This is a genomic window from Staphylococcus sp. HMSC061G12, from assembly GCF_001838465.1.
Taxonomy (GTDB): Bacteria; Bacillota; Bacilli; order Staphylococcales; family Staphylococcaceae; genus Staphylococcus; species Staphylococcus simulans.
In genome coordinates, this window is the sequence record NZ_KV837157.1 from 9,436 (window position 1) to 16,878 (window position 7,443).

Sequence of the window (7,443 nt, forward strand, 5' to 3'; positions counted from 1 at the left end):
TGATTTCTTCAACTGTTTTAGTTGCGTCATCTTTAGTAGTTTCACCCGCTGTGACTGCTGCTTCAAACGGTGTCACTGTATTTGGTTTATAGTCATCTTTCTTAACTGTGTTAGCATCGTCAATTGCTTTTTGTAATTCATCTAAAGCGTCTTGACGTTCTTTCACAGCAATTGCATCGTTGATTGCTTTTGTAGCTTTTTCAACTTGTTCAACTGTTGCATTGTCATCTTCATTGACTGTATTACCAGCTGTGACTGCATCTTGAACGGCTTTGTCTTCTTTATCAGTTGCGTCAAGTGCACCTAAAGTTTTAGCTTTTTCAAGAGCTTTTTCAAGAGCTTTCACAAGTTCTGTTTTATCTGCTTTTTGAACTAAAGCTTTTTGTAAATCTTTCAATTCTTGTGTGACAGCTTTGATTTCTTCAGTAGTTTTAAGTTCAGGAATTGTAACAATTGCGTTGCCTAAAACTTCTTTGTCGGCTAAAGGTTTCACACTGTCTGGTGTGTAGTCTTTATAGTCTAATTTACCGACTTTTGAAAGTTCTGCTTTCAATTCATCAAGCGCTGCTTTTTTAAGTGCGTCAAGTTCGTCTTGAGTTTTCTTAGCTGCAACAGCTTGATCAAGTTCAGTTTTAGCTGTATTTACAGCTTCTTGACTCGCATTGTCGTCAGTTTGAACTGTTTTTGCTTTATCTAAAGCATCTTGGACTGCTTTATCTTCTTTATCATTTGTATCAAGCGCACCTAAATTTTCAGCTGTTGTCACAGATGTGTTCAACTCTGTTTTGTCTGCTTTTTTATCTAATGCATTTTTAGCATCAGTGATGGCTTTTGTAGCTGCTTTTAATTCTTCAACTGTTTTAGTTGCGTCATCTTTCGCAGTTTCACCAGCTGTGACTGCTGTTTCTAATGGTGTTACTGTATTTGGTTTATAGTCATCTTTGTTGACTGTTTTTGCGTCTGTGATGGCTTTATTCAATTCATCTAAAGCATCTTGACGTTCTTTTGCAGCAACTGCATCGTTGATTGCTTTTGTAGCTTTTTCAACTTGTTCAACTGTTGCATTGTCATCAGCTTTAACAGTATTACCTGCTTCTACAGCATCTTGAACCGTTTTATCTTCTTTATCTGTTGCTGCTAAATCAGTGAAAGTATTCGCTTTATCAAGTGCTTTTTGTAATTCTGTTTTATCTGCTTTTTTCACAAGTGCATTTTGGGCATCTTTCAATGCTTGAGTTGCTTGATTAATTTCTTCAGTTGTTTTAGCTTCAGGTGCTGCAACAATATCATTACCAGCAGTTTCTTTTTCAGTTAATGTTGTGACTGTGTTTGGAGTATATACAGTTTTATCTACTGCTTTCACTTTATCAAGTTCTGCTTTTAATGCATCTAAAGCTTCTTGTTTAGCTTGTGCATCTTTCGCGTCTTGATCTTTCTTAGCATTGACTGCATTATCCAATTCAGTTTTAGCTGTATTCACTGCTTCTTGTGTTGCATTTTGATCAGCTTGAACTGTTTTTGCTTTGTCTAAAGCGTCTTGGACTGCTTTATCTTCTTTATCATTTGTATCAAGCGCACCTAAATTTTCAGCTGTTGTAACAGATGTGTTCAATTCTGTTTTATCCGCTTTTTTATCTAGTATATTTTTAGCATCAGTGATGGCTTTTGTAGCTGCTTTTAATTCTTCAACTGTTTTAGTTGCGTCATCTTTCGCAGTTTCACCAGCTGTGACTGCTGTTTCGAATGGTGTTACTGTATTTGGTTTGTAGTCATCTTTATTGACTGCTTTTGCGTCATTGATAGCTTTAGTTAATTCGTCTACAGCATCTTGACGTTCTTTTGCGGCAATCGCATCATTGATTGTTTTAACTGCGTTAGCAACTTCTTCAGTAGTTGCATTACCGTCACCATTTACTTTTTGACCTGCAGTAACTGCATCTTGTAATGCTTTGTCTTCTGCATCATTAGGATTTAAATCACCATATGCAATTGTTTTATCTAAAGCATTGCCAAGTTCAGTTTTATCTGCTCTTTCTTTCAAAGCATTCACTAATTCTTCAATTTGTTTTGCTTTCGCAAGTGTTGCTGGTGTATCAGCAGATGGAGGGTTGTTAATGATTTTTTGTCCTTCAGTAATTGCAGTTTTTAACGGTTCATACGTATTTGGTGTATATTTTGCTTCATTAAGTTGCTCAGCTTTATTTACAGCTGATTTTAAAGCTTCAATCGCGTCTGCTGCTTTTTTGTTATTGATTTCATCTTCAAGATTCCAAGTTGCTGTTTTGATTTCTTCAGGTGTCGCATTTGGATTATTTTTAACAGTTTCAGCTGCATTTAAAACATCTTTCAATAATTGATCTGTATTAGAATCAGTTAAAGGTTCTAAAGCTTTCGCTTCAGTAATTGCTGTATCTAATTTTGATTTATCTGGTACAAGTTGTGCAGTAGCATCTTTCACAGCTTTAGTCGCTTTATTCAATGCTTCAACTGTTGATGTGTTATCGCCAGCTGCTGTTTTACCCGCTTCCACTGCTGTATCAAATGGTTTAACAGAATCAGCAGTATAATCTGTTTTATCTACTTTGGCAGCATCTTCTAATGCTTTATTCAATTGATCTAAAGCATCTTGATGCGCTTTTGTAGCAACAGCATCATTGATGGCTTTTGTTGCATCTGCCACTTGTTGTGGTGTTGCATTGTCATCTTTGTTGACTGTTTGTGCAGCATCAATAGCATCTTTGACTGCTTTATCTTCTTTATCAGTTGGTTCTAAACCAGTAATAGCTTTTGCAGTATCAAGTGCTTTTTGTAAATCAGTTTTGTCTGCTTTTGGAACTAAAGCATCTTTGGCATCTTTCAATGCTTTTGTTGCGGCATTGATTTCTTCAGTTGTTTTAGTGTCCGGTGCATCAGCAATGGCTTGGGCTGCTGTTTGTTTTTCAGTTAATGGTGTCACTGTATTTGGTGTATATGTTGCTTTGTCTAAAGCTTTAACTTTATTCAATTCATCATTTAATGCATCAAGAGCTGCTTGTTTTGCGGCTGCATCTTTAGCATCTTGATCTTTTTTAGCTGCAACAGTGTTATCTAAATCAGTTTGAGCTGTATTAACCGCATCTTGTGTTGCGTTGTCATCAGCTTGAACTGTTTTCGCTTTATCTAATGCATCTTGAACTGCTTTATCTTCAGTATCAGCTGGATTTAATGGTAATGCTTCAGCTGTTTTAACTGAATTATTTAAATCGTCTTTATTAGCTTTTGGAACCAAAGCATTTTGAGCGTCTTTCAATGCTTTTGTTGCTGCATTGATTTCTTCAGTTGTTTTAGTATCCGGTGCATCAGCAATGGCTAGGGCTGCTGTTTGTTTTTCAGTTAATGGTGTCACTGTATTTGGTGTATATGTTGCTTTGTCTAAAGCTTTAACTTTATTCAATTCATCATTTAATGCATCAAGGGCTGCTTTTTTTGCAGCTGCATCTTTAGCAATTTGATCATCTTGAGCTTTTTTAGCTGTAATCGCAGTATTCAAATCATCTGTAGCTGTTTTAACTTGATCAGCTGTTGCATCACCATTTGTATTAACCGCATTTGCTGCTGCTAATTTATCTTGTAATGCTTTATCTACAGGATTATTTGGATTTAGATTGTTATAACCATTAGCTGTGTTAATTGCTGTTTTAAGTGCTGTTTTATCTGCTTGAAGAACTAATACTCCTTGTGCATCCTCTAATGCATTTGTAGCTGCTTTAATCTCAGCAATTGTTTTAGAACCTGGTGAACCTAAAATAGTTTTAGCATTTGTCACAGCTTCAGTAAACGCTTTTTTACTACTTGTTGTAAATATAGCTGGGTCAATAGCTTCAGCATCCTCTAATGTTTGTCTTAATTCATCTAAAGCATCTTCTTTATCCAATTCATCTTGTAAATTTTTAGCTGCTATCGCATTATCTAAATCAGTTTTCGCTTTATTAACTGCAGGTTGATCGATATTTAAATCACCTTGAACAGTTTTAGCAGTTTCTAATGCTGTTTTAAGCGCATCATCTTCAGGATCTCCAGCTTCTAATGGTTGAAGAGCTTCTGCTGTTGTAATAGATTGATTCAATGCTGCTTTATCTGCTCTTGGAACTAATGCATTTTTAGCATCTTTAATAGCTTTTGATGCTGCTTTTAAAGTTTCAGGTGTTGCATTTGTGTCTGCTGCTTGTGTTTTACCATCAGTTAGAGATGAATCAAATGGTGTTACAGAATTAGGTGTATAAGCGTCTTTAGTTACTTTATCAGCATCTTGAATTGTTGCATTTAATTCATCTAATGCATCTTGATAAAGTTTATGTTTGACCGCATCATTTAATTCGTTAGTTGCTGTTTTAACTTGATCTTGTGTTGCATTAGGGTCTTCTTTTACTACTTTACCTGCTTCTAATTTATCTTGAACTGCTTTATCTTCAGGATCTGCTGCATTTAATTGGCCAACAGATTCTGCATTTTGAATTGCGTTATTTAATTCTGTTTTATCTGCTAATCTTTCTAATTGAGCTTTAGTATCTTTTATAGCTTTTGTTGCTGCATCAAATTTTTCAGGTGTTGGAACATTCTCTCCTGCCTTAGTAGCAGCTGCCAACTCTTCCATTGTTGTAAAATAATTGGCAGTTAGAGATTCACCTTCTTTAATTGCACTGTCAAATGGAGTAGCTGTTGCTGGTGTATATTCTGATTGATTGATAGTTTTAGCATCTTCAATTGCTGCTTGTAAACGATTTAATGCTTCACTATATAGTTTAAAGTTAACAGTTTGAAGCAAATCATTCATTTTTTGATCAATGTCTGCTTGAGAGCTTTCACTATATTCATACACTTGTACAGCAAGATCGTATCTTGTTTTAACAGCATTATCTATAAGTGTCGCAACGTTCAAATCACCTAATCCAATTACTTTATCTATTAATTTTTTAATTTCCGTTTTATCCGGAATCAAAATAAGAGCTGCTTTTTTATTTTCTATATCGAGTGCTTTTTTGCTTAAAGTTGAAGCTGTAGATTTTGGTTCGGCAGCGCTCGCTTCGCCACTAGCAATAGCATCTAAAAAGTTTTTAGAAGAAATTGGTGTATATAAAGTTGTGTCTACAGCTTTTGCATCTTTAATAACTTCTTGCAATTTTGCTAAAGCTTCTTGATAACCTTTTTGAGTAACTGCTGCTGTTAACTCAGCTGTTGCAGTTTGTACTTGTTCTTGAGTAGCAGCTGCATCCCCTTTAAGACTTTTAGCTATATTCAATTTTTCTTGAATAATTTTGTCATAAGGATTATCTGGATTTAATGGTTCTAATTTTTCAGCTGATGCAATAGCAGAATCTAATTTTCTTTTGTCTCTTGAAGTAGCAGCTGCTCTTGTCGAGTAACCTGAAGCTTCTTCACCTGTTCTTGGTAAAGTTGCTTGAGGGCTAAATAAGTCTTTTTGAGCTGATGCTTCTTCAAGCAAGAGTCTTAGTACTTCTGATTTTAATTGTTCTGGTGTTAAGTCAGCAGTATCAATAACTGCTAGAACTGCATCCACTTTGGCACTGTCATAGTCATTACTCAAGTCTGCTTTTACTTTTTCTACTTTTTGTTCTGGAGACAATACAGGTGTTTCAGTTACTGTTTCAACCACTTTTTCTACTGCTGGCTCAGTTGCAGGAGTGACTACTGATTCAAGAGCTTTTTCCTTGTTTTCAGTAACAGGTTCTGATGCTTTCTCAACAGGTGCTTCTGCTTTCACTGGTTCAGCTTCAGTAGAAGGTGTTTCTTTTGTTTTTTCAACAGTTACTTCTGTTGATTCTTTTGAATTTTCAGTTTTTTGTGTTTGAATTGACTCTTCTTTTTGTGCAACTGCTTGTGCTGCTGCTTTAGCTTTCTCAACTATAGCGTGGACAGTTGATTCTGAATCTGCTTGTTGTACTTCTAGAGTATAACTGTCAACTTCTTCTTTGTTTAAATTTTTAAGTGAAGTAATCTCTGTAGTAGCTTGTTTTTTAACTTCTTCTAATGCATTTTGCGTTTGTGCTTTATTATCAGTTTGCTGTTGTGTAGCATCAACTGTTTTTTCAAGTGACGTTTTGTTATTTTCCTCAGGTGCTTGTTGTGTCGTACTACTATCATTAGAAGCCTCTACAACTGTATTGTTATCGTTTATATTCTCTGCTGCTTTGGCTTCGCCGCTATGACCTAAGAATAATAGAGATCCGATTAGAATAGATGCTGTGCCTACAGTAAATCTTCTAATAGAGTATCTATTTCTTAAGTTAGGCAAAAAGTCCAATTTTTTCATATGATGTCCTCCGATACTAGTATATTTCTACTACATCTTTATTATAATATTGTATTGCCCAATTGTATATGATATAAATTTTATGTTTTAGTAGTAAAATATCGTTAAATTCATTCTTTTTTATTTGAAAAAACAATGCAAAATTCATATAGATTGTTGAAAACACAGGCGTGAATGCATACCTCCGTTATCAAAACCGACCATTCCTCTCACATTTAAGGTTCTAAACCATATATTTTAACTCAGTTTTTTAATTTCAATTTTACAATTATGTAATGAGAACTTAATAGACAGAAACATAAATCTTTTAAAAGTACATAAAACCAATGTATCCTTGTCATATAAATAATTCATATTGATGCATTCTTCAAAACTTAATAAAAAGCAAACACCCCTAGCTGGAGATTATTCCAACTAGGGGTGGATACTATCTCAAATCTTTTACTTTTTAGTGCTCAAAAGTTGATTTGATTATTTTTCTGTATTATCTTTATCTTCTTTTTTACGTCTGCCGAACAATGCCATTAAACCACCAATTGCTAACATTAATGTAGCATATTTAGGATCTGCTGGAGTTTCTTGACCTGTGTTTGGTAATACTTTGGCTTTATTTGCTTTAGTTTGTGCTTTTGAACCTTCTGATTTCTTAACTGCTTTATCAGATGTTCTTTCAACTGATTTACCTGATGTTGATTTAACTTTATCAGTTTCTTTTTCAATTTTAGGAGCTTTAATAACTTCTAAAGCTTTTAATGCATCTTCGATAGCTTTTGTTGTTTCTTGAATATCTTTGATTGATACCTCTTTAGAATTTTCAACAATCGCTTTACCAGTATTCACAGATACATCTAATTTTTCTACTGATTCAGGTGTGTATTTAGTTTTATCTGTTGATTGTGCTTTATCTAAAGCTTTTTGTAATTCAGCTAATGCATCAGCTTTATCTTGAGTTGCTTTAGCTTCGATTGCTTTGTTCAACGCATCTTTCGCTGCGTCTACTTCTGCTTGTGTCGCATTAGCATCTTCTTGTACTGCTTTTGCTTTGTCTAATGCATCTTGAACGGCTTTATCTTCTTTGTCTGCTGGATCTAAAGTTAAGCCTTCTGCATTATTGATTGCTTTTTCAAGTTCCG

Annotated in this window: 2 protein-coding genes; both read right to left on the reverse strand. The window is 34.7% G+C overall.

Features of this window, described 5'->3' with window-relative positions:
- On the reverse strand, window positions 1–6,310 hold a 6,310-nt coding region (locus HMPREF2937_RS10960), incomplete at its 3' end, for a YSIRK-type signal peptide-containing protein (RefSeq protein ID WP_142351447.1).
- Between the two features lie 471 nt (window positions 6,311–6,781).
- Window positions 6,782–7,443: hypothetical protein (locus HMPREF2937_RS10965; RefSeq protein WP_218970114.1), on the reverse strand; the 662-nt coding region annotated here is incomplete at its 5' end.